The sequence below is a fragment of the Amycolatopsis sp. NBC_00355 genome (genome assembly GCF_036104975.1).
In the GTDB taxonomy this organism is placed as follows: Bacteria; Actinomycetota; Actinomycetes; order Mycobacteriales; family Pseudonocardiaceae; genus Amycolatopsis.
On record NZ_CP107982.1, the window covers coordinates 4,598,166 to 4,619,672 of the forward strand.

The 21,507-nt window shown below is 68.0% G+C and carries 21 protein-coding genes, 2 tRNA genes and 1 pseudogene; 11 read left to right on the forward strand and 13 right to left on the reverse strand.

Annotated elements, in window-relative coordinates; translation table 11 throughout:
• Nucleotides 1-270: 270 nt before the first annotated feature.
• Both OHS18_RS20210 and OHS18_RS20215 read right to left on the reverse strand, forming a co-directional pair.
• Nucleotides 271-1,044 (reverse strand): M50 family metallopeptidase, encoded by a 774-nt coding sequence (locus OHS18_RS20210; RefSeq protein WP_328450300.1) that lies wholly within the window; start codon nt 1,042-1,044, stop codon nt 271-273.
• A gap of 178 nt (nt 1,045-1,222) precedes the next feature.
• A complete protein-coding gene (locus tag OHS18_RS20215) occupies nt 1,223-2,140 on the reverse strand; it encodes a DNA-3-methyladenine glycosylase family protein (protein WP_328618082.1) in 918 nt (305 codons plus the stop codon).
• Between the two features lie 156 nt (nt 2,141-2,296).
• Here OHS18_RS20215 and OHS18_RS20220 point away from each other — a divergent pair, with 156 nt between their 5' ends.
• The 3 genes from OHS18_RS20220 to OHS18_RS20230 all read left to right on the forward strand — a co-directional run bounded on the left by OHS18_RS20220 (nt 2,297) and on the right by OHS18_RS20230 (nt 5,529).
• A complete protein-coding gene (locus tag OHS18_RS20220; protein ID WP_328618083.1) occupies nt 2,297-3,046 on the forward strand; it encodes a class I SAM-dependent methyltransferase in 750 nt (249 codons plus the stop codon).
• Nucleotides 3,047-3,086: 40 nt separating this feature from the next.
• Entirely contained in the window at nt 3,087-4,409 is a 1,323-nt protein-coding gene (locus OHS18_RS20225; protein ID WP_328618084.1) for a M20 family metallopeptidase, read from the forward strand.
• 109 nt (nt 4,410-4,518) lie between these two features.
• Complete coding sequence (locus OHS18_RS20230) at nt 4,519-5,529, forward strand: S1C family serine protease (RefSeq protein ID WP_328618085.1); 1,011 nt, start codon at nt 4,519-4,521, stop codon at nt 5,527-5,529.
• A 123-nt stretch (nt 5,530-5,652) separates the two neighbouring features.
• On the opposite strand, the gene OHS18_RS20235 is transcribed toward OHS18_RS20230, so the two are convergent.
• Both OHS18_RS20235 and OHS18_RS20240 read right to left on the reverse strand, forming a co-directional pair.
• The gene (locus OHS18_RS20235) at nt 5,653-6,030 is read right to left on the reverse strand and encodes a DUF3224 domain-containing protein (protein WP_328450289.1); all 378 of its coding nucleotides are present in this window, start codon (nt 6,028-6,030) and stop codon (nt 5,653-5,655) included.
• Nucleotides 6,031-6,103: 73 nt separating this feature from the next.
• Nucleotides 6,104-7,636: a helicase HerA-like domain-containing protein gene (locus OHS18_RS20240; RefSeq protein WP_328618086.1), complete on the reverse strand. Its 1,533-nt coding sequence runs from the start codon at nt 7,634-7,636 to the stop codon at nt 6,104-6,106.
• Between the two features lie 114 nt (nt 7,637-7,750).
• Here OHS18_RS20240 and orn point away from each other — a divergent pair, with 114 nt between their 5' ends.
• The 3 genes from orn to proP all read left to right on the forward strand — a co-directional run bounded on the left by orn (nt 7,751) and on the right by proP (nt 10,155).
• Complete coding sequence (gene orn, locus OHS18_RS20245; RefSeq protein WP_328450285.1) at nt 7,751-8,359, forward strand: oligoribonuclease; 609 nt, start codon at nt 7,751-7,753, stop codon at nt 8,357-8,359.
• A 74-nt stretch (nt 8,360-8,433) separates the two neighbouring features.
• Nucleotides 8,434-8,506 (forward strand) — tRNA-His (locus tag OHS18_RS20250).
• A 197-nt stretch (nt 8,507-8,703) separates the two neighbouring features.
• Nucleotides 8,704-10,155, forward strand: a complete 1,452-nt coding sequence (proP, locus tag OHS18_RS20255) for a glycine betaine/L-proline transporter ProP (protein ID WP_328618087.1) — start codon at nt 8,704-8,706, stop codon at nt 10,153-10,155.
• Here the strand turns inward: proP and OHS18_RS20260 are convergent.
• A complete protein-coding gene (locus OHS18_RS20260) occupies nt 10,152-10,850 on the reverse strand; it encodes an alpha/beta fold hydrolase (protein WP_328618088.1) in 699 nt (232 codons plus the stop codon). The genes proP and OHS18_RS20260 overlap by 4 nt on opposite strands.
• Nucleotides 10,851-10,968: 118 nt before the next feature.
• Here OHS18_RS20260 and OHS18_RS20265 point away from each other — a divergent pair, with 118 nt between their 5' ends.
• The gene (locus OHS18_RS20265) at nt 10,969-11,307 is read left to right on the forward strand and encodes a winged helix-turn-helix transcriptional regulator (RefSeq protein WP_328450279.1); all 339 of its coding nucleotides are present in this window, start codon (nt 10,969-10,971) and stop codon (nt 11,305-11,307) included.
• Here the strand turns inward: OHS18_RS20265 and OHS18_RS20270 are convergent.
• The gene (locus tag OHS18_RS20270; protein WP_328618089.1) at nt 11,304-12,497 is read right to left on the reverse strand and encodes a L,D-transpeptidase; all 1,194 of its coding nucleotides are present in this window, start codon (nt 12,495-12,497) and stop codon (nt 11,304-11,306) included. The two genes, OHS18_RS20265 and OHS18_RS20270, sit on opposite strands and share 4 nt — an antisense overlap.
• A gap of 165 nt (nt 12,498-12,662) precedes the next feature.
• On the opposite strand from OHS18_RS20270, the gene OHS18_RS20275 reads away from it, so the two are divergent.
• Nucleotides 12,663-12,735, forward strand: a tRNA-Lys gene (locus tag OHS18_RS20275).
• 250 nt (nt 12,736-12,985) lie between these two features.
• Here the strand turns inward: OHS18_RS20275 and OHS18_RS48575 are convergent.
• The 6 genes and pseudogenes from OHS18_RS48575 to OHS18_RS20300 all read right to left on the reverse strand — a co-directional run.
• Nucleotides 12,986-13,147, reverse strand: a pseudogene (locus OHS18_RS48575) (tyrosine-type recombinase/integrase); the annotation flags it as partial.
• Nucleotides 13,081-14,088 (reverse strand): hypothetical protein, encoded by a 1,008-nt coding sequence (locus OHS18_RS20280; protein WP_328618090.1) that lies wholly within the window; start codon nt 14,086-14,088, stop codon nt 13,081-13,083. The pseudogene OHS18_RS48575 and the gene OHS18_RS20280, both read right to left, overlap by 67 nt.
• A 320-nt stretch (nt 14,089-14,408) precedes the next feature.
• Nucleotides 14,409-14,627, reverse strand: a complete 219-nt coding sequence (locus OHS18_RS20285) for a helix-turn-helix domain-containing protein (protein WP_328618091.1) — start codon at nt 14,625-14,627, stop codon at nt 14,409-14,411.
• Nucleotides 14,617-15,429 (reverse strand): DNA-methyltransferase, encoded by an 813-nt coding sequence (locus tag OHS18_RS20290; RefSeq protein ID WP_328618092.1) that lies wholly within the window; start codon nt 15,427-15,429, stop codon nt 14,617-14,619. The genes OHS18_RS20285 and OHS18_RS20290 overlap by 11 nt, the downstream gene beginning before the upstream one ends.
• A 1,114-nt stretch (nt 15,430-16,543) precedes the next feature.
• Nucleotides 16,544-16,828 (reverse strand): hypothetical protein, encoded by a 285-nt coding sequence (locus tag OHS18_RS20295; protein WP_328618093.1) that lies wholly within the window; start codon nt 16,826-16,828, stop codon nt 16,544-16,546.
• A gap of 158 nt (nt 16,829-16,986) precedes the next feature.
• A complete protein-coding gene (locus OHS18_RS20300; protein ID WP_328618094.1) occupies nt 16,987-17,871 on the reverse strand; it encodes a helix-turn-helix domain-containing protein in 885 nt (294 codons plus the stop codon).
• Nucleotides 17,872-18,022: 151 nt separating this feature from the next.
• Here OHS18_RS20300 and OHS18_RS20305 point away from each other — a divergent pair, with 151 nt between their 5' ends.
• Complete coding sequence (locus tag OHS18_RS20305) at nt 18,023-18,865, forward strand: NlpC/P60 family protein (protein ID WP_328618095.1); 843 nt, start codon at nt 18,023-18,025, stop codon at nt 18,863-18,865.
• An 86-nt stretch (nt 18,866-18,951) separates the two neighbouring features.
• Here the strand turns inward: OHS18_RS20305 and OHS18_RS20310 are convergent, their stop codons facing one another.
• Nucleotides 18,952-20,076 (reverse strand): malectin domain-containing carbohydrate-binding protein, encoded by a 1,125-nt coding sequence (locus OHS18_RS20310; RefSeq protein ID WP_328618096.1) that lies wholly within the window; start codon nt 20,074-20,076, stop codon nt 18,952-18,954.
• A gap of 88 nt (nt 20,077-20,164) precedes the next feature.
• Here OHS18_RS20310 and OHS18_RS20315 point away from each other — a divergent pair, with 88 nt between their 5' ends.
• Together OHS18_RS20315 and OHS18_RS20320 are read left to right on the forward strand one after the other, a co-directional pair.
• On the forward strand, nt 20,165-20,620 hold the full coding sequence (locus OHS18_RS20315; protein ID WP_328618097.1) for a hypothetical protein: 456 nt from the start codon (nt 20,165-20,167) through the stop codon (nt 20,618-20,620).
• 117 nt (nt 20,621-20,737) lie between these two features.
• Nucleotides 20,738-21,304, forward strand: coding sequence for a DUF2690 domain-containing protein (locus OHS18_RS20320; protein WP_328618098.1), 567 nt, complete (start codon nt 20,738-20,740; stop codon nt 21,302-21,304).
• Nucleotides 21,305-21,507: the final 203 nt, after the last annotated feature.

Genomic DNA, 21,507 nt, shown 5'->3' on the forward strand with positions numbered 1-21,507 from the left:
CCGGCCCGGTGGGTCAGGGGCTCCGCCACGACCACTAGCGACGGCCGACCGCGACGAGACAGCGCACCGGCCGCACATCGAGGACGCCGGACGCCCGCGCCGGAGCGCACGACGCCGCGCCGCAATTCGGACAGCCGATCTGCGATCACCGCCCCCGCCCCGCCCCGACGACACCATGCCGCAATTCGGACAGCCGGTCTGCGATCACCGGCCATGACGACACCCTGCTGCGGTTTGGGACCAGCGGCGGTCCGCGATCACCGTTGCCGGTCAGGCGGCCACGGGCTCCAGCAGCCACAGGCCGCCCGCGATGAGGCAGCTGACCGTCGCCACGCCGAACACCAGGACCCAGAGCACCGGCGGTACCGCGGTCAGCCGGCCGAGCTGGTCGGCGTCGGAGTCGCGGGCCTGGCCCCGGCGGCGCTTGGTCTGCAGCTCGATCACCGGCCGGACGCCACCGAAGAGCAGGAACCACGTCAGCAGGTAGCCGAACGGGGCCTGGACCTCGACCGGCGCCACGAAGGCGACGAGCGCCAGCACGACCGCGCTGGCCACGACCGTGAACACGCCGTAGGCGTTGCGCACCATCACCAGCACGCCGAGCAGCAGCAGCGCGATCAGCACGAGGACCGTGCCGACCAGGTCGTTGCCCAGCAGGCTCGCGAACAGCAGCCCCAGCACCGACGGCGCCAGGTAGCCGGCCATCGCGGTGAACGCCATCCCCGGCCCCTCGGGCTTGCCACGCGAGACGGTGACGCCCGAGGTGTCCGAGTGCAGCTTGATGCCCTGCAGGCGCCGTCCGACCAGCACGGCGGCCAGCCCGTGCCCGGCCTCGTGCACGATCGTGACGACGTTGCGCGCCCGCCGCCACGGCGTGCCGCCGACGAGCACCACCAGCAGCGCCACGGCCCCGGCGACCAGGGTGATGACGGCGGGCGTCTGGGCCTGCTCCAGCAGCGTCCCGGCCGGGTCGGCGGCGGCTTGGAGGGCCGCCGGGACGTCACCGGCCGTGCTGCCGAGCGCGAGTTGAACGGGCGAGCTCACCCGGACACCTCACCACAGGCGACATCTGGCTACGGTGAGTCCCCACCGGACCGGGGTCCGCGGCTTCCGGTATGGGTTCGGGTCGTTGGCACACCTCACTTTCGTGGATCGGGACGGTAATGGTGCTTCGGGCGGGGCGAACGCGCCCGCGATCCGGGGACGACCGGCGCGGCTCAGCTCATCGCGACTCCCGCATCCGGGCCTCGCCCTCCACCCGGAACAGGAACGACGCCCAGCTCCGGAACGGCGCCCAGGCCTCCGCGATCTCCGTCAGCTCGCCGACGTCGGCGTCCGGGAGGTGGTAGGCCTCGCGCATGATCTCGTGCAGGCGGCTCTCTCCTCGCGGGAAGACGTCCGGATGTCCGGCGCCGCGGATCAGGATCAGCTCCGCGCTGAACCGGCCGACGCCCGGCAGCTGCTGCAGCTGTTTGAGGGCCTCCGCCGCCGGCATCGACCGCAGCGCCGCCGCGTCGAGCAGGCCGTCCGCCGCCGCCTGGGCGATGCCCCGCAGACGCTCGAGCTTGTGCGCGGGCGCGCCCGGCAGGTACTCCAGCCTCGCCAGCTCTTCCGGCGCCGGGAACGAGGAAAGCCGCACGCCGCCGACGTCGACCTCCGTGCCGTGACGGTCGGTGAGACGGCGGCGCAACCGTACCGCCTGGGTCATCCAGATCCGGTGGCTCAGCACCGCCCAGCACGCCGCCTCGTACGGCGACGCGAACAGGACCGGCCGCAGCCCGGGGTGCAGGTCCTGCAGCAACGAGACGACCGGATCGCGGCGGCCGGCGGCCGGGAACTCCGTGCCGTCGACGTCCAGGGAGCACATCCTCATCACCTGGGCCAACGCCGCTTCGGTGTGCTCCGCCGGGCCGTGGACCTCCGCTTCCACCACGCCCGGCGATCTCTGTCTCAGGACCGCTCCCATCGGCGTCCACGCGCCGTCGACCGGGAACGCCACCCGGAGCGCTCCGGGCTCCGTGCCCGCTTCCGGCCGCCCGGCGGGTGCGAACCCCGTCAGGAACCGGGCCGCCGCGGCCAGGTCGAACCCGCCGTGGATCAGGATTTCCCCGCTGGTCGGGGCAATGGTCGAAGCTGTCATGTCTCCTCCTCGGATCGTCGGATCGGAACCTCGCCGACGACGTTAGGAAGGGGCACCGACAATTTCCGGCCTCGAACACCCGAGCCCGGCTTTGTTCACTCGGTCGAGTGACCTCGGCTTGGGCATACTGCCGGTATCCGAACGATGGGAGCGCCTGTGCCGACCACCGCCCTCGACCGGCTCGAGAAGCTGCTGGAGATCCCGGCGGACACCCGCACGGGCTTCCTCGACCTGCTGGGTACCGCGGACCAGGCGGGGCCGCCCACCGGCATCACCCAGCGCCTGATGCGCACCACCCTGCTCCCCCGGGTCTACGAGCGGTACTGGCGCCCCGCGCTCGGCCGTGTGCTCAAAGGCCCGGCCGGGCCCAGCATGGCCGGCGAAGTCCGGCTCGCCACGGAACTCCTCGACCTCGCGCCGGGCGCAACCGCTCTGGACGTCGCCTGCGGCACCGGCCGGTTCACCCGCGCGTTCGGCGAAGCCGTCGGCCCGGGCGGACTCGCGATCGGCCTGGACGGCGCACGCACCATGCTCACCAAAGCGGTGGCCGAAGGTGGCCCGGCCAACGTCGCCTACCTGCGCGCGGACGCGGTACGCGTCCCGCTGCGAGCGTCCACTGTGGACGCTGTCTGCTGCTTCGCCGCGCTCCACATGTTCGCCGAACCGGAGACCGCGCTGGACTCCTTCGCGCGCGTACTCAAGCCTGGCGGCCGGATCGTGCTGCTCACCAGTGCGCGCCGCGGGCGGCAACCCGCGCGGTTGCTGGAGTCCGTCGGCGGGATCGTCAGCGGGCAGAAGATGTTCGACCGCGGCGAAATCGCGGCGAGCCTGCGCGCCCGCGGCTTCACGGAAATCACCGAGCGGTACGCCGGGGTCACGCAGATCGTGGCGGGCCGGCTGGGCTGAGCGGCGCGAACTGTCGGGGGTGGCGGTTAGCATCGCCCTCATGACCCACGCCGAACCCGTCCCGCCCGACGACAGCTACCTCCGTTCCCTGGTCGAAGCCACGGCCGAAGCGGTGGCGGCGGCCGAACCGCTGCCCTCGCCGCACACCGGCGCGGACGAGGCGACCCGGGCCGAGGTGACCGCCGCGGTCGAGCGCAGCTCACCCGATCTGGTGGCGTTGAGCCAAGATCTGCACGCTCATCCCGAGGAAGGGTTCGGGGAACACCGCTCGGTCGGCGCGCTGGCGGACCTCTTGGCGCGCCACGGCCACGAAGCGACCGTCGGCGTGGGCGGGCTCGACACCGCGCTGCGGGTGAGCACACCCGAGCGGGACGGTCCGCACATCGCCGTCCTCGCCGAATACGACGCGCTGCCCGGCCTCGGCCACGCGTGCGGCCACAACGTCATCTGCACCACGGCCGCGGGCGGTTTCCTCGGCGCCGCGACGGTCGCCGAACGGCTCGGCGGGCGCGTCAGCCTCATCGGCACGCCGGCCGAGGAAGGCGGTGGCGGCAAGGAGATCCTGGCTCGCGCGGGCGTCTTCGACGACGTCGACGCGGTGATCATGCTGCACCCGTTCAGCCACGATGTCGCGCTGCACCCGTTCCTGGGCCGCCGTCAGCTGGAGATGGTCTTCCACGGTGTCGGGGCGCACGCTTCGGCCCAGCCGTTCATGGGCCGCAACGCCCTCGACGCCGCGGTCGCCGCCTACCAGGGCGTCTCGGCGCTGCGGCAGCAACTCCCGCAGAGCGACCGCGTGCACGGCGTGTTCAGCGACGGCGGCGCCCGGCCGAACGTCATCCCGGCCCGCGCCGCGTTGCTGTTCTACCTGCGCTCCCAGAACCCTGAGACGCTGCGCGACCTGGCCACCCGCATGACGTCGATCGCCGAGGGCGCGGCGGCGATGACCGGCTGCGGCGTCGAGCTGATCTGGGACGCCCAGGCCGCGTACCTGCCGATCCGGTTCAACACCGCACTCGCCGGGCGTTGGTCGGTCAACCAGGCCGGCACCGGCCGCAAGCCGCTGCCGCCGGGCATCGTCCCGGAGTCGCTCACCGGATCGACCGACCTCGGCAACCTTTCCTACCGGATGCCGGCGCTGCACCCGATGCTCGGGATCGCCGGCCCCACGGTCGCGTTGCACACCAAGGAGTTCGCGGCCGCGGCCGGCTCGGAGACGGGTGACGCGGGCGTCCGCGACGGCGCGCTCGGGCTGGCCCTGACCGCCGCGGACTACCTCGGCGACGCCGGACTGCGGAAGGCCGTCCACGACGAGTTCGAAGCGGCGGGAGGTGCGCTGGACGTTCCGGCCTTCTTCGACTGAGGCGCACGGAAAGCCTGAGAACAGTCTGAGTTTTCTCAGCAGATTCTTCTCAGCAAAGCTGCGGGGTTTTCCACAGGTTGTTCACAAGCACGGGCGCGAATCTTGGTTCATGACCGAGAACGAGAGTCGGCCCGGCCCCGCCTCACCCGGTGGGCACCAGCCGCACCAGAACACCCAGCAGTACGGGCCGTACGCGCAGTACGCCTACCACCAGCAGGCCGCGCCGAATCCGCTCTTCACCCCGCAGCCGCCGCCGGCACCGCAGGCACTCAAGAAGCCGCGCAAGGGTGGCCGGATCGCCATGCTCGTCGGCGCGACCGCGCTCGGCGCCGCGCTGGTCGGGGGCGTCGGCGGCGCCGCGATCGTCGGGCTGACCGCGACCTCGGCGGACGGCACGACGTCGGTGAGCACGCCGGCGGCGACGGGGCAGACGGTCTCCAACAGCACGTCCGGCGACGTCAGCGGCGTCGCGGCGAAAGTGACGCCGAGCGTCGTGCAGATCAACGTCACCACCGGCCAGGGCGAGGCGATCGGCTCCGGCGTCATCCTCACCGCCGACGGCCGGATCCTCACCAACGCGCACGTCGTCGACGGCGCCCAGAGCGTCGTCATCACGACCTCCGACGGCACGAAGTACCAGGCCAGCGTGGTCGGCGCGGACACCAAGGCGGACATCGCGGTGGTCCAGGCGAAGAACGCCAGCGGTCTGACGGCGGCCAGCCTCGGGGACTCGAGCAAGCTCGCCGTCGGCCAGGAGGTCGTCGCGATCGGCTCGCCGGGCGGACTGCAGAACACCGTCACGACCGGCATCGTCAGCGCGCTGAACCGGAACCTGTCCGACATCGGCCAGGGCGAGCAACAGCAGCAGTCGCCGTTCAACCGGACCTCGAACCAGACCAGCGACTCGCCCAGCTACACCGCGATCCAGACGGACGCCTCGATCAACCAGGGCAACTCCGGTGGCGCGCTCGTCGACGCGAACGGCAACGTCATCGGGATCAACTCGGCGCTCTACAGCCCGACGGCCTCGGCCAACGGGTCCGCGGGCAGCGTCGGGATCGGCTTCGCCATCCCGATCAACGACGCCAAGAAGATCGTCGACCAGATCGTGAACGGCTGACAGACGCGGACGGGCCGTATTCGGGGCGGCCCCTCCAGTCCTCCCGTGTCGGGGCGCGGAGGACACCCGGCGAAGGCCGTTTCGAGAGTCAATCGGGGGCTCTCGAAACGGCCTTCGTGCTGTCTACAGCTCGTAAGTGAGCGTGAAGGTGTGGTTCTGCTCCGCGTCCATCTCGATGCTCGCCGTGCCGGAGATCCCGCTCAGCTCACCCGAGCCGGAGCCGGTGAGGATCTTCAGCGTCAGGCCGGTGTCGTCGGCCGTGTGGTGCAGGACGAACGCGCCCTTGCGGCCGTCGACCGAGACGGCGAGACGCTCGAAGGCGACGTACGCGCGCGAAGTCGCGTTGGACGCCGTCAGCATCTCGACCGTGCTGGTCCCCTCGACCGCGCCGGTGAACGTCTTGGCGATCGCCACCCGGGCGAACTCCGTGCCCGCGGCCTCATCGGTCGCCTGCGGCTCCCACTGGTCGAGGACGAACGACGCGGTGGCGGTGCTGGTCATGGCTGGTTTCCCCTGTTCGTCGGTGATGAACGCCAGCTTGGCAGCGATACCTGACAGGTCGCGTCAGGTTTTCTCAGCGCCTCCGGTTGCCGAACAGCCCGCGCGTGATCTCCCGGCCCAGCGCACTGGCCGCGGACCGCATGAACGACTTCACGGCCGGGTTCTTCATCGCCGACTCGATGAACCCGGGGTCGTCCTTCTCCTTGGGCGCAGGTGCGGGTGCCGCCTCGGGCGCGGGCGCGTCGGGGGCGGGCGCGGCGACCTTCGCGGCCAGCTTCTCGTAGGCCGACTCCCGGTCGATCGTCTCGGCGTACTTCGCGTGCAGGTCCGACGAAGCGACCGAAGCGGCGACGGCGTCCGCGCCGATCGAGCCCATCTTCGACCGCGGCGCCCGCAGCCGCGTCCACGCCACCGGCGTCGGCGCGCCCCGCTCCGACAGCACCGTGACGATCGCCTCGCCGATGCCCAGCGACGTCAACGCCGTGTCGAGCTCGTAGAACTTCGTCTTCGGGTAGGTCTTCACCGTCTTGGCCAGCGCCGCCTGGTCGTCCGGCGTGAACGCCCGCAGCGCGTGCTGGATCCGCGCGCCCAGCTGCGAAAGCACGTTGTTCGGGATGTCGGTGGGCAGCTGCGTGCAGAAGAACACGCCGACACCCTTCGACCGGATCAGCTTCACGGTCTGCTCGATGCGCTCGAGGAACGCCTTCGACGCGCCGTTGAAGAGCAGGTGCGCCTCGTCGAAGAAGAAGACCAGCTTCGGCTGGTCGAGATCGCCCTCCTCCGGCAGCTCCTCGAACAGCTCGGCCAGCAGCCACATCAGGAACGTCGAGAACAACGCGGGCTTCGCCTGCAGGTTGTCCAGCTCCAGCAGCGTGACGACGCCCTTGCCGTCGCGTGCGCGCATCAGGTCGTGGACGTCCAGCTCGGGTTCGCCGAAGAAGTCCTCACCACCCTGCGCCTCCAGGTTGGACAGCGCGCGCAGGATCACCCCGGCCGTCGCGGCCGAGACGCCGCCGATGCCCTTGAGGTCCGCCTTGCCCTCGTCGCCGGTCAGGTGCGTGATGACCGACCGGAGGTCCTTCGTGTCCAGCAACGCCAGCCCACGCTGGTCGGCCCAGTGGAAGATCAGGCCGAGCGTCGACTCCTGCGTCTCGTTCAGCCCCAGCACCTTCGACAGCAGCACCGGCCCGAAACTCGTGATCGTCGCGCGGATCGGCGAGCCCTTCCCGCCGGTCCCCAGCGACAGGAACTGCACCGGGAACGCCGTGCCCGCCCAGTCGTCACCGAGCTCCTGCGAGCGCTTCGACACCTTGTCGTTCGCCTCACCAGCGGCCGCGAGGCCCGACAGATCGCCCTTGACGTCCGCGAGCACCACCGGCACCCCGGCCGCCGACAACTGCTCCGCCACCAGCTGCAACGTCTTCGTCTTGCCCGTCCCGGTCGCTCCCGCGACCAGCCCGTGCCGGTTCAGTGTCGCCAACGGCAGGCGCACGGCGGCACCCGCGTCCGCCTGGCCGTCGATCACCACCGCGCCCAGCTCCAGCGCGGCACCCTCACTCGCATAACCAGCGGCGATCTCGCCCGCCGGCGTCCCCTGCTCCGTCACTCGCGACTCCCCGATTTGTGTCCTGCACCACACCGGTGGCGGCCTCGCGAGCGTAAACGCGCCGTACGTGCAGGTAACGCACCTCTTGTCCCCGTGTCGGGTTAGGGTCACCAGGTGACCGACCGCCTAGTCTGGATCGACTGCGAGATGACGGGGCTCGACCTCGGCAAGGACGCGTTGATCGAAATCGCCGCCCTCGTGACCGACGCGGAGCTCAACGTGCTCGGCGAGGGCGTGGACATCGTCATCCACGCCGACGAGGAAAAACTCGCCGGCATGCCCGAGATCGTCCGCGAGATGCACGCCCACTCCGGCCTCACCGAAGAAGTGCGCCGCTCCACGGTGAGCCTCGAAGAAGCCGAGCGCCGCGTCCTCGAGTACATCCGCGAGTACATCCCGGAGCCCGGCACGGCACCACTGGCCGGCAACTCGATCGCCACCGATCGCGGCTACATCACCCGCGACATGCCGGCCCTCGACGCGCACCTCCACTACCGCCTCGTCGACGTCTCCTCCGTCAAGGAACTCGTCCGCCGCTGGTACCCGCGCATCTACTACGCCAAGCCGGAAAAGGGCCTCGCCCACCGCGCCCTCGCCGACATCAAGGAATCCATCGGCGAACTCGACTACTACCGGCGCGTCGCCTTCGTCGCCCAACCCGGCCCCAGCAGCGACGAAGCCAAAGCCGTCGCCGCTGAAGTGCAGGAACAGCACCAGGGGTAACCCCCCGGAAAACCACGCGCGGGCACCCGCTACGATTACGACATCGAGGTGATCGCACGCGGTTGCCTCAGATGGTGGGCGTAGCTCAGCTGGTAGAGCACCTGGTTGTGGTCCAGGAGGTCGCGGGTTCGAAACCCGTCGCTCACCCCGTCACCCCGGTTTGGTCGGTCCCTGCGGGACCTCCCCGAGCCGGGGTTTTGCCTTTTCTTGTGGGGGTCGAACCCCCACACCCCCGCCGGGGGATGCCCCCGGACCCCCATCCCGTGTGGTCGGCTTGAGTGCGGCGGCTTGGGTGCGTCGGTCTGCTCTTTGATTCACCCGTTGGTGGTAGTGCTCACGACCGGATGGCTCAGCGTGCGGGAGTTGCCTGCTGGGTGCACCGTGATGTCGTGGGAATTTCACGACCTAAGTTGCGGAAGAAAAAGCTGCGGTACGAGGACATCACCGTCGTCGACCAGTCGTTGCTCAAGCGGGCCGTGGGGGCCGCCGCCCTGGGCAATGCCATGGAGTGGTTCGACTTCGGCGTCTACGCCTACATCGCCGACACCATCTCCGAGGTGTTCTTCCCCACCAGTGTCGCCCCCGGGGTGCGGCTGATCGGGACCTTCGGGGCCTTCACCGCCGCGTTCCTCATGCGGCCGCTCGGAGGGCTCGTGTTCGGGCCCCTCGGCGACCGGATCGGGCGGCAGAAGGTCCTCGCCGTCACCATGATCATGATGGCGATCGGGACCCTGTGCATCGGGCTGATCCCGTCGTACACCTCGATCGGCGTGTGGTCACCGATCCTGCTCGTGCTCGCGCGGATGGTGCAGGGCTTCTCCACCGGCGGCGAATACGGCGGCGCGACGACGTTCATCGCCGAGTACTCCCCCGACAAACGCCGCGGCTTCATGGGCTCCTGGCTCGAATTCGGCACGCTGTCCGGGTACGTGCTCGGCGCGACCGTCGTCACCGCCATGAAGACGTGGGTCCCGCACGAGACGCTGATCGACTGGGGCTGGCGGATCCCGTTCCTGGTCGCCGGGCCGCTCGGCATCATCGGCCTCTACATGCGCCTCAAGCTCGAAGAGACCCCGGCGTTCCAGAAGCACGCCGAAGAGGCCGAGAAGCGCGGCCGCTCCGGCGAGCCGTTCTGGAAGATGTTCACCGACTACTGGCCCGCGCTGCTGATCTGCGTCGGCCTGGTGCTCGTGTTCAACGTCACCGACTACATGCTGCTGTCGTACATGCCGACGTACCTGTCCGAGCAGCTGCACCTCGACGCCACGCACGGCCTGCTGCTGATCATCGTCGTGATGGTCGTGATGATGCTGATCATCCTGGTCGGCGGCCGGATCACCGACAAGGTCGGCCGCAAGCCCGTGATGATGGCCGGCTGCCTCGGCTACCTCGTGCTGTCGTGGCCGTTGATGCTGCTGGTGCACGACGGCGGCCTCGTGCTCACGTTCCTCGGCCTGATGGGCCTGGGCCTGCTGCTGCTCTGCTTCGAGGTCTCGATGCCCGCGGCGCTGCCTGCGCTGTTCCCGACGGCGATCCGCTACGGCGCGCTGTCCATCGCGTTCAACATCTCCGTGTCGCTCTTCGGCGGCACGACGCCGCTGGTCATGCAGGCCCTGATCTCCTCGACCGGCCACGACTTCTGGCCGGCCTGGTACCTGATGGCGGCCGGCGCGGTCGGCGCCGTCGCGGTGTACTTCAGCCGCGAGACGGCGAACAAGCCGCTGTGGGGTTCGGGTCCCGCGGTCGAGACCGAGGCCGAGGCGCGGGAACTCGTCCGCGACTCGGCGAAGGGCTAGGCCACCTCGAGCAGCAGGCCGGTCAGCTCGGCGGGCATGGTGATCATGCAGTCGTGGCCGGTCGGCAGCTCCCGGACCCGTTCGCCGGGCGGGACGGGCCGCCGGGTGATGCCTTCCGGCCGCCCGGCGACGCAGTGGATGTGCGTGCGCGGGATCGCTTTCACCGCCGGGTTGTCCAGCCTCACCGACTCCGTCAGGCACCGCACCGGCTGGTCCGAGAGCATCGAACGCAGCCAGGCGACGTCGTCGGGATCGGTGACTCCGAACAGGCCGAGCGGCGGGGGCAGCTCCGGCAGCGGCGGCACACGCCAGCCGTCGACGGCGAGATCGACGAGCTGCTTGCTCATCGGCATCACGTCGACCGCCGTCTCGCCGTCTTCCGGCACCATCGCGTCGAGGTAGACCAGGTGCGCGATCCGCTCCGGGACGCGGTTGGCCACGGACGAGATGACCAGCCCGGCGTAGCTGTGGCCGACGAGCACGACGTCGTCGAGACGCTCCTGCTCGATCAGGCCGACGACGTCGTCGACGTGGGTTTCGAGCCCGACCTCGGGCCCCAGCAGGTGCGCCTTGTCGCCGTAGCCGGTCAGGGACGGCGCGAACACCCGGTGCCCGGCCGCCTCCAGCAGCGGAACCACGCGGTCCCAGCTGCGCCCGCTGTGCCAAGCGCCGTGTACCAGCAGAAATGTCGTCATGGGCGAGCGGTTCCTCCTCGTGCCTCGGTACCCTTTGGTAACCGAGACCATCGTGATCCACTCGACGCGCACCGGGCAATACGGCACTAATTGGTGCCCCGGTTCCCAGGAGGTAACCATGGAGGACCCGTGCAAGGCCCGCCAAGTCCTCGGCATCGTCGGGGACAAGTGGGCGCTGCTGGTCGTGCGCATGCTCAAGGACGGGCCGCGGCGCTTCACCGAGCTCAAGCGGTCCGTCGACGGCATCAGCCAGCGGATGCTCACCGTGACCCTGCGCGACCTCGAACGCGACGGGATCCTGACCCGCACGGTCCTCGCCGTCATGCCCCCGAACGTCAGCTACGAGCTGACGCCGATGGGCCGCACGCTGCGCGAAGCCACCGCGCCGCTGCTGGCGTGGAGCATCGAGCACCTGCCTCACATCGACGCCGCCCGCGAGGCGTACGACAACCGCTAGTTCGCGGCGGTCCGCCACTCGTCCCAGGACAGCTGCCAGACGCTCCAGCCGTCGGTCGGCTCGAGCTTCGGGCCGCCGCTGTTCTGGACGGTGACGACGTCGCCCTTCTTGGAGGTGTCCATCAGCCACTTCGTGTTCTCGGTGGACAGGTTCAGGCAGCCGTGGCTGACGTTGCTGTGGCCCTGCTGCCGGACCGACCACGGCGCGGAGTGGTAGAAGATGCCGCTGTAGGACAGGCGCACGGCGTACTGGACGAAGGTGCGGTAGCCGCCGGGCGTGTCCTCGGGGACGCCGTAGGTGCCGGAGTCCATCGTGTAGCCGTTGTGCTCACTCATGACCGTGTAGTTCCCGGCGGGCGTGGTGTGACCCGGCTTGCCCATGGACGTCGGCATGGTCTTGACCACCTGGTCGTTGACCGAGACGGTCATCTGGTGGGTGCCACCGTCGGCGACCGCGACGAGCTTGTCGCCGACGGCGCCGGTGATCGTCTTGTCCTCACGGCCGTAGCTGCCGTTGCCGAGCGGCTTGCCGTAGACGGCGGCGTCGACCTTGATCTTCGTGCCGCTCTTCCAGTAGTCCTTCGGCCGCCAGGTCACCTGCTTGTCGCCGGACCAGCGGAACGCGCCCTCGGTGGGCGGCTCGGCGGTGACCTTGAGCGCCTTTTCGGCCGCGGCCTTGTCGGCGACGTTGCCGGTGAAGGTGAAGATCAATGGCAGCCCGACACCGACGGTCTCGCCCTCGACGAGGTTCACCGAGACGCCGAGCTGACGGGCGGGCTTGACGGTGGTGAAGCTCGACTCCGCGGTGACCGGCTTCCCGTCGGTCCCGGTCGCCGTCGCGGTCAGCTTGTAGGCCTTGCCGTACCCGAGCGGCTCGGCGGAGTCCCACCCGGCGCCGTCCGCCCGCGGCTTCCCGGCGACAGGCTTCCCGTCGGCCCCGGTCAGCGTCACGTCCCCGACCTTCCCGTCGGCGACGGCGACGGTCACGGGCTCACCGGGCGCGACGTCCTTGGCGTCCTTGGCCGGCGTGAGCGTGAGCGCGGCGGCCTTCAGCAACGGTTTCGGCGCGGGCGCGGACGACGTCACCTGCGGCGATTCACCCGAAGGACTGCCACTGCACCCGGCCATCGTGAGGCCGATCACCCCCGCGGCCACCAGCAGCCGCGCCCCCATGCCGCTCGAACGCCTCATGCCACCCGCCTGTTTCGTCGTCGATGTCCGCCTCCAGTGTGCCCGACCAGCCCGGACACCGGGGCGGGAACGCCCGAACCCGCGTAAGTGACCCCCCTTGAAACGGGCCGCGAAGCCGGTGCTAATCTTTTCCACGTCGCCGAGGGAAACCTCCGGCAGACACCGGCGCCATTAGCTCAATTGGCAGAGCAGCTGGCTCTTAACCAGCGGGTTCGGGGTTCGAGTCCCTGATGGCGCACCCTCACTCCCCAGGTCGAAGATCTCTTCGGCCTGGGGATTTGTGATTTCCGGAAACTTTCCGTCCGGTTGCGGACTGTCCACTGTGGTCGGTGGGGAGCCCGAGGGAGCCCGAGAGCGCTCGCCGGGTACAACGCCCTCCTCGGGATCACCCCGGCCAGCTTCAGGGCCGCATCGTCAGCCACTTCCTTGCCGACGTTCGTGTAGAGATCCATCGTCACCTTGATCGACGAGTGCCGGAGCATATGCTGGATCACCTTGATGTCCACCCCCGCTTCCAGCGCCGGCGTCGCCGCACCGTGGCGAAGGCCATGCAGGGTGATCGGGGGCAAGCCGGCGAGCGTGATCAGCCGAGCGAACTCGTCCGCCACGTCAGCCGGGTGCAGCGGGCTGTCGTCCGGCCGGGTGAACACCAAGTCGTTCTCGATCCAATCGTTGCCCAAGCGCGCTTTGGCCTCGTCCTGGCGGGCCAGCTGCACCCGCAGTACCAGGACCGTGTTCGGGTCGATGGCGACCGTGCCCTCCGACGAGGCGTCTTCGGCTTGCTCTGGCCGGTCTCCCATCCGTACTGCACGATCTGGTTCGTCACCTCGATCGCACCCACGTCGAGATGGGTGTCCGAGCGACGCTGACCACACCCTTCGCCCCGACGGAGGCCGGTGTGGGCGATCGAGTGGAACAGTGGGTAGAGCGGGTGGTTGACGACGAAGTCGAGGAACGCTCCGGTCTGCTCCTTGGTCCACACCATCACCGGATACGGCACCTTGCCGGTCCGCTGCCACAGCGCCACCCGCTCCGGCGGCCACAACTTCGGCTTCGGCCGCTCCGCCGCAGGCAGCTTGACCAATTTCGCCACGTTGTGGGTCAGCAAGCCCTCATCCACCGCCGGCCGCAAGATCGCCCGCAAAGTCTCTTTGCTCCGGTGCAACGACGCCGGCCCGACCGGACGCTGCCACTTCACCGCCGCGATCTTGCGCCGGTCACCGCTGGCCCGGAACTCGGCGATCACCTCGTTACGCTCCACGATCGCCTCGAACATCGCTTCCAAATGCCCCACCCGCAACCGGTCACGCCGAACCCGACCCAGATGCGGCCGCAAGTAGAGACGGACGTGCGACTCGTAGGAGCGGTACATGTTCCGGCTGACAGTGCGATTCTTCAACGCCAGGAACGCGTCGAACACCGCATCCATCACCGGATGCTCCAGCACTGGAGCGCCGGCCTTGACGAGACGGCGAACTGCGTCGATCTCGGGCAATGGCCGCTGATCCGAGATCAGTCTCGCCAGCAGGTCCCCGATCTTCCCCAACGTCTCGTCGTCGTCCGGCTCGGCGATCCCGAGCAGGTCTCCCACCCGGTCGAGACCTTTCTGAGCCTCCGTCGCCGACTCATACCCACCGCGCCGCCGCGGCCGCCGGTTCCCCCGCTCGTCCTTCGGCAACTCGATCCGGAAATACCACTGCCCATGCCGCTTGTTCGACAGCCTCGGACACGTATCACCGAGCGACTTCCTGTTCCCGTCCCGGCACGAACACCGCCGGAACACTGAGCCATTGGCCACTGAGGACACCTCACCTCTCGTTCGTCAAGCACCCACCAAGGGCTTTCTCCAGCCCGAATACTCGCGCTGCGACCACCACTCGGGGAAGCCCGAGCCCGGGAAAGATCACCTGATCAGGTGGCAAGCCCCAGCAACCGCAACAACCCCGACGTCGGCACCCGATACGACCCACCCACCCGCAGAACAGGGCAAGGAAAGGAGCCACTGCGGGCAAGTGCGTAGGCCGTGGTCCGCTTGATTCTCAAGGCCTGCGCGGCCGTCATGAGGTCCACCACCGCCGGCAAGGCCGCCACCTCCGCCAGCGACATGGCGTGGCTCAGCTCAACAGTCATTACTCAGTCCCCGCCGCTGCAGGGCCAGCTCATGGCATGCCGGATTGAGGTCGACACCGATGTACCGGCACCGATGCTCTCGCGCGGCGATCCCGGTGGTCCCGCCGCCAGAGAACGGATCGAGAACCGTCCCGCCAGGACGGCACCCCCGCCGCACACAGCGACGCGCGATCTCCAGCGTTCCCTTCGCCGGGTGACCCACCCGTCCGCGGTCCGACGAGACGCTCCATACCGACGTCTCGCCGGTCTCGCACCGGTCTCGCTGGTCTCGGGCCAGCACGAAGATGTTCTCGTACTGATGCGCGAACCGGTCTCGGACGCTCTCGGGCCGCGCGTACGGCTTGTGCCAGATAATCTCGCGCTCCAACAGCCAACCGCGGTCCAACAGCGCCAGCACGACCCGCCACGGCACTCCGACCAGATCCTTCGGCCGGTACGACGCCTGCGGCGGACGCAGAGTCCCATACGGCGTCTGGGAGCGTTGCCTCGCCGTGCGCGACTCCGACCCGGCAGCGACGTAATGACCCCACGAACCGCCGTAGCTGTCACCGAGGTTGAGCCACACCGTGCCCCGCGGAGCAAGCACCACGGCCAGTTCGTCGAACAACTCGGCAAGCCGGGCGACGTAGTCGTCGACGGAAGGCTCGGCGCCCCACTGGCCCGCCACCCCGTAGTCGCGCAGGCCCCAGTTCGGCGGCGACGTCACCACACAGTCCGCGGACGCGACCGGCAAATTCCGCACCACATTGACAGCGTCACCGTCGTAGAGCGCAATCTGACCGTCGTCGTAACTCACCTTCACACAGCCACCTCAATTCCAACTGCGGGCTCCACAACGCGACAACCGTGCAACTGAGCGGAGACTGTCACCTCCGGATCGCCGAACGGATTCAAGACGACTCCGCCGGCAGCGCACCCTGCTGCGATACACCTGGCCACGAGGCTCTCCCCCGCCGGCAAAACAACATCACCGGGGTTCTTCCCGTAGGTCTGTTTCATCGCGCGCAAGTGAAAGAAGTAGTGAATTTGCCTTGTCAGCAAGAATCCCGTCTCGTGACCGCGTGGATTCGTGGGCTCGCACGCGATCATCGCGTTGCGCAGGAACCAGTCTTGGTGCTGTAGCTCGAGCGCAACCTTCCAGGCCAAGCCCTTCAGAGAACGCGAGACGTCTCGTCGATCTGTGAGCAACAGCCAGGTGGTTCCTTGGGACCGCAGAGCAGGTTGCACGGCCGTCCACAAGTGACTTATCCCGGCCACCACATCATTTACGGCCGCAAGACCTGAGACCGGACGCGCCACCACGCAATCCACTGACTGGAGGGGAAGAGAACCTACGAACCCGAGTACCGTCGCGATAGGACGACTGAAACCAGTTGACACCAAAACGACCTCCGCATCATCCACCGACACGAGACATGGATTTCCAGAGCGAATAAGATGCCCAGGCTCGACGTGAATCGAACGCAGGAAGTGGTCGGTCCTGCCCCCGGCGAGGAGAAGCCACCTCGTCGTCGACGGAGGTCATTCGCCCTTGGCGCATCGGAAGTCGGAGCCAAGCTGCGACGACCGACTTCAGCGCCACTCACACACCTCAAGACCCAGGCCGCCCTGCGCGGTCAGCGGAGGTCACAGGCATCCGCTTTGTCAAGACGATTTCCCTGGATCAGTCCGTGCTGCTCTGCTTCTCGCCGGTTCCACGGTGCTTTTGGACTCCGCGGTTCCGTCCCGCACGGAGTGGACGTCGCCGCGGTCGCCAGCGGCGAGGGACGGCTCCGTCAGGCACCTGCGGAGTCGTTCGGATGCCTTCCGCTCGACGCCGCGTGACCTTTTCGGCGGTGTCGGCGCCTGGGGCCGCGGAGTGGGCGTGTCTGCCCTGGTGACGACGGACGGGGGCTCGTGCACATAGGTGATCGCCATCAGGCAGCACACGGAAAGCAACTGGATTCCAGTAGAAGGTCGAGGCGGGTGAGACCGGAGATTTCAGCGGGCACGAAGACCTGCCGCAATGCGAGCAGCGCGATCAGCGCGGCGGCGAGCTCCATCGCAGAGGCGTTGTCACTCTTCGCCACGGCGCCACGCCGACGAGTGCGCACGTAAAACCTGGCTCCGATGAGCACCGGCGTCAGCCCGATGGAATACACGAACAGCCAGTACGACCAAGAGCGAGAGAACTCGACCGCGATCAGGTCGTCGTCCGTCACCTTCCCCGGAAGCGAACGTCCGATACTGATGCGCTCCAGCAACGGACCCGGCGCGGCGCCGCCCTGCGCGCGACTGTGCCCGGAACAGCGAACCGCTGAGAGCTCTGGGCTACCTGTGGTCTAGTGGGTTACACCAGGACAAGACTCCACGCAGAATCCTATTCCCAACCTTTCCGGTGCCAGACCATCGCTGACTCTTGTCTGTGGCCGACGGGCAGTTCGAGCAGGCCGTCATCTTCCACGTGGTTCTGCCCGAGGGCGCGTTTGCCGGCACTGTCGACGCTGATAACGAAGAACATGGCCTGGGTGTCCACAGGTTCTCTGATCAACAGCTGCATCGAGGTGCTGCTGCCCGCGGTGAGGGCACCGAACTCGCCCTTCAAATAGAAGGCTGGGTGAGGGTTACGCGGATCGACGTCAGGTAGCTCTTCGACGAGGTAGTAGCTGCGCTCGAGCGCGCCGTCGCAGTCGGCCTTGATCGTGACCCCGAAAGTGGCGCCGGTCGTACCCGGCATCTCCAGTTCGAGTGGGAACGCCGCCGTGCAGGCACTTTCGGCTGTGCTCAGCAAGGTCGTGACAACGACGCCAGCGAGCGTCAGCACCATCACCGCGCCGAGCGTGATCCATCGCCGACGTCGCGATTGACGTCCCGTTTGCGGCTTGGCCGCACTGTCGTCAACGACGGTTGGGGTGCCGGCGTCGGCAGTTGAGCCGCCGTCTCCAACAACTGATACGGCGCTGGTTGATGTTGTGTCGACAGCTGCAGCCACGTCCCATAGCCGCAGCATTTCTGCAGAGTCAGTGCCGCAGTGCTCGGCCCACCGTTTTGCCTGATCGCGACTCGGGAGTGTGGTGCCGCTGAGCCAGCGGCTAATCGATGCCTTCGAGGAGAAGGTCGCCTTCGCGAGCGCGCTGAGGCTCACGTTGGCGATGTCACGGCCTCTCCGAAGCTCCTGCGCCAGCGCGGATCTGGCCGAAGGGAGTCTTGCCGAGAGCGCCGCCAGAGGACGTGGCGAACGCTGAGAACCGTTGGCGTTTCCCACGACCCCTCCTCATGCTGGTCTCCACGTTCCAGGTCGCTCCGCCGCCAAGAAACGTTACGTGAAACGTTCACAGGCTAGAAAACAAAGCGGATGAGCGATCACGCCATTCGTAGTTGCCGGACAAGCATCTGGCGAAATTGTCGTTTGGCGGTTGCTCGCCATCGACATGACGCGAATAGAGAGAAGATCAATGGTGAAATCACGAAGTCGACTGATCTTGTTGTTACGGACGGTGGCGACACTGGTCGTCACACTGGCGATGCTGGCGACTCCGGCGTTGCCGGCGTCAGCGAACCAGGTGGGCGACCGGATCGGCGTCGCGAACCTAGCGTCGGGTGACTGGCTGCAGTCAGCCAACGGGACGTACCGGCTCAGCATGCAGACCGACGGCAACCTGGTGCTCTACGGCCCGCAGGGTGCTCTGTGGGCGACCTACACCAACGGTAACCCAGGCGCGTACTTGGCCAATCAGGGTGACGGCAACCTCGTGGTCTACCGGTCGGACCGGAGTGTGGCGTGGGCCAGCCGGAGCCGTTCGACCGGCGGGGGCACGCTCGTCATGCAGAACGACGGGAACGTCGTCGCTGCAGGAGGCGTCGGGCCGTTCTGGTCGACCTATACGGGCGGCGGTGTCAACAAGATGGCTGCCGCTGCCGCGGTTGCCTACGCCCGCGCGCAGGTCGGCAAAGCCTACGTCTACGGTGCCGAGGGACCGAACTCGTTCGACTGCTCCGGTCTGACCAAGACGGCTTACTCGGCCGGCAGCGTCAGCCTGCCGCACTCCAGCCAGTCGCAGTACACACTCGGATGGTCCATTGGCCGCGCGGACCTGCAGCCCGGAGACCTGGTCTTCTACTACGGCCCCTCACCCAGCCACGTTGCGATCTACGTCGGCAACGACGAGGTGGTCCAAGCGTTGAACCACAATACTGGGGTGCGGCACGACGCTATCGGCTACGCCGGTGTTCCCCTGGGCTACCGCCGGTACCGCTGACAGGCGGACGCGTTCCGCTTCCGCAACACGTGCGGGAGCGGAACGCGTTCTCCTGTGAGATCAACTCAGGCCGGTGTCGCAGATGTCTAACTTCTGGAGTAGATGCTGATCCAGTCGACCTGGACGTTGCCGGTCGCGGTGTTCGAGACGATGCAGCCGTCAGTGCACGTCTCGGTCTGGAGCACGAAGTGCATCGAGGTGGTCGGGATAGCCGTAGTCGCGCTGCCGATAGTGACCCCGTCGAGGACGAAGGTCACACGACCCGGGGTCCACTCGGTTGTGGCAGTGTGCCAGGTGCCGTAAGTGGCCGCGGTGCTGAACTGGTCCTGCTGGGTGGGTGCTCCGACGTGGTGGGAGAACGCCTCGATGTGCCCGGTCAGGTTGCCTTCGGGAAAGTCGATCTCACCGTCGGACCAGTTGTTGGTGTCGGGCCACAGCAGCCAGGCGGTCTTGTACCCGGCCACCGAATCGGCACGGAACCGAACCGAGTAACGCCCGTAGGTCTGGCCGAACGCGCCACCCGGCAGCCGCGGGTAGGGCGCTGCGACCAGGTGCATGCCGTTTTCGGTGTGCAGGTTCATGGTGAGGGCACCGCCGGAGACGCTCAGCGTCTTGGCGGGCGAGTAGACACCTTGCTTGGACGTGTCGCGGGAGCCGTCATAGCCGTTCCAGGCCGAACCGTAGGCGGTGCCGGGGAACGACCCGGCGGCGGCGGGGGTGATGAAGTCGTCGCTGAAGATCTGGTGCCAGCCGGCAAGGTCGCCGGTCGGCATGGGCTGCCCGGACGGTGTGCTGGTGGTGAGCAGTTCGATGCCGGTGACGCTCGCGGAGTTGCTGCTGGCGATGAACCGGAGCTGCAGGACGCCGTTGGTGACGGTAACGGTCTGGCGTACGACGTCGGCGCGGAAGTTGCCGACCTCGGCGGCGATGTTGTAGTTGGTGATCACGGGCTGGCCGTTGGCCGTGGCGCTGAAGACCCGCGCGCCGGATGCGGGATTGAGCTCGGCCAGCAGCAACTGCAGGGTGTAGGTGCCGTTGGCGACCGGAATGTCGTAGCCCGACATTCCCCAGCGTTCGGACTGGAACAAGGCCTGGTCCGCGGTGCCCGCGATCGTGTTGGCCACCGTGTGCGTGCCACCGCCGATGTAGTACTCGTCGGCTCGCCACTGCCGGCCGATCGAGTCGGTCACCGCCGGGCCACCGCTGTTCATCCGGTAGATGCTCTGCTCCGATGTCGTCGCCGTTGTGGCCGCACGGGGGGAGCCGAAGGCGGGGGACGATGGGATCAACACCAGCACGATGCAGCTCAGCGCCGCCGAGCCGGCAAGTAGTCGGCGGAGTCGTCCCCGCCAGGGGAGCACGGTACTCATCGTTGTCACCTTTCATCAGCACGAGTTGCTGCTGTCCGATACGTCTGGCGACGGTGCGGTCACTTCAACCGGCCTCGAGCCGAACATCTTCGACCGCGTCTACGCCGTGCCAGCTGCCTCGATCGTGCGCAAAGAAGGGCTGCTCACCTGCAGTGAAACGTTCCTGGAACGTTGCGACATCCCAGACCGCGCTCGAACGTGGCGCATCGCGGCTCGCTACCAAAAGATCAACTGCGCGGTAGGGCGACACATGATGGCGCTACGAGCTGCCAGCGGCTCGCCTGGCGACCTTGACCAGGTTGATTGCCTTGATTGTCCCGTCTTCACCGGCCTATCGGGACAACGGCGCGGACGCAGATCCTGGATTCACGTCCCGCTCCGGTGACGCGATCGGCAGACACGACACGCCGATCCTTTCCGAACTCCTGGAGGAAACATGATGCTCACGCGTGCAGCGTCGTCCGGCCCCACCACAGGGGAGGCTCGGCGAAGCAGGAAGACCGTGACCGTCGCCGCGATGACGATCGCGTTGTCGGCAGGTGCCGTGCTCAGCGCGGTGCCGGCCAGCGCATCGGTCGGCGACCCGATCCAGACCGGCTGTGCGTCGGACGCGTACACCGTCAGCACACAGCCGATCAAGAACAGCGGCGGCGGGACGGTCGGTCAGGTGCAGCTGCGGTACTCGCCGCGGTGCGGCACCAACTGGGCCAAGACGGTCAGCAACATCGGCACCGCCTACGTCCAGGCGATCGTCGCCTCACCGTCGGACTCGGCGTCCTACTCGGCCACCTCGACCTCGGTGTACACCGACATGGTGTACGCGCCGACGGCTCCGACACCCTGCTGTTCCCATGGGCTGTGCGATCGTGCGCTGCACACCCTTGCGGCGATCCTCAACGCTTCCCGAATGGAGTCGACAGTCGTTGGGCCCGCGCTCCGGCTCGTCGGCACATTTCGCGAAGCGGCGGTAATCGCCCTGGCGACGGTGATCGACGGACGAGCACCAGACCCACGCGAGCTCGCCCGCGGAACGGTGAGCAAGGTGACCGAGAAGTTCGACACTGGTTGAGCGAGGAGTTGCTCTGCGACCGATTCGTCTCCGCCACGCTCGACTGCGCAGGTGCGGTCGAATGCGCCCGGAACACCCTGAAGGCGGGCAGCCTGTTCGAGTAGTGCGGCACCGGTTCGGCACCCAGGCAAGGCGTAACAAACCGCAGCGGAACAACGACCTGAGTACGTGATCCCGGCAGCTCATGAAGCTCGTACGCACCG